This window comes from Streptomyces sp. NPDC004647 (assembly GCF_040609575.1).
Taxonomy (GTDB): domain Bacteria; phylum Actinomycetota; class Actinomycetes; order Streptomycetales; family Streptomycetaceae; genus Streptomyces.
The window spans coordinates 1-1,092 of the sequence record NZ_JBEXKU010000223.1 but is presented as its reverse complement, the minus strand read 5'-3'; the positions used below and the strand labels follow the sequence as shown (position 1 = coordinate 1,092).

Sequence of the window (1,092 nt, the reverse complement as noted above, 5' to 3'; positions counted from 1 at the left end):
TCCGTAATTAACCCGAATTGCTAGTTAATTTCATTGGAAAATAAATAAGTCGTGCTATCCTAATCTAAAACCACTAAGCATTAGAAAGCGCACGACTTATATGACTTATAATAGCACACTTTCAAAAGTTTTTGTTTATTTACTGACAACCATTGAGACGCTTTATCAAACGAGTGTTCCCCTTGAGGTTCAAAACCGAAAGAACGTCCATCTCGCAACATCAGATTGCTTAGTTATCGCTTGTTACCTATGGGGCGTACTGCATTTTAGTGAAACGCTTAAAGCTAAGCACCAACTTGCTCAAAGTTTATTTCCTAATTTCCTAGAATATTCTCGCTTTGTCCGCCGTTGTAATGCCCTCTTACCGAGTATCCAAGTCATTCGCCAAGCACTCGTCTTTAAAGAGGTTGAAGGAATGAGTGTATCCATTATTGACAGCTTCCCCATTCCTTTGTGTCAGCCTATTCGTAATTTCAGAAGCAAAGTTCTTGGAGATGATGCAAATGTTGGCTACAATGCTACAAAGGGACAGTACTTCTATGGATGTAAATGTCATGCTTTAGTCAGTGAATCAGGCTATGTCATAGACTACACAATTACTCCTGCTTCAATGGCTGATCGTTCAATGACCGAGGAAGTGTTGAGTCAATTTGGGACACCAACAGTCCTTGGAGATATGGGATATTTAGGTCAGTCACTGCATGATAGGCTGGAATTAAAAGGAATTGATCTAATTACACCTGTCAGGAAGAACATGAAGCAAAAGAAAATCCTTTTCCCTAATTTTTCAAAACGTAGAAAAGTGATTGAGCGAGTTTTCTCTTTTTTGACAAATCTAGGAGCTGAGCGTTGTAAAAGTCGTTCGCCTCAAGGTTTTCAATTGAAATTAGAGATGATACTTTTAGCGTATTCTTTACTGTTAAAATCAGCTAAATCACTGGAACCAGAGACTTTAAGATATTCTATCGGGTATCAAGTCATGGATAAATAATCAACTAGCAATTCGGGTATATGGAGGATATTTCAATGAAAAAATTTTTTAAATATAGTAATTATTTATATTTTGTTGTGGCGATATTAAGTTTAATTGCT

1 protein-coding gene is annotated in these 1,092 nt (G+C 36.8%); it reads left to right on the top strand.

Features of this window, described 5'->3' with window-relative positions:
• The first annotated feature begins 100 nt into the window (after positions 1-100).
• Positions 101-991 carry an IS982-like element IS982B family transposase gene (locus ABZW18_RS34805; protein ID WP_356195536.1) on the top strand — a complete coding sequence of 297 codons (891 nt, stop codon included), beginning with the start codon at positions 101-103 and terminating at the stop codon, positions 989-991.
• Positions 992-1,092 lie beyond the last annotated feature (101 nt).

Excerpts from the sequence above, each read along its gene's own strand:
- ABZW18_RS34805 (WP_356195536.1), top strand. The coding sequence starts at position 101 with ATGACTTATAATAGCACACTTTCAAAAGTTTTTGTTTATTTACTGACA.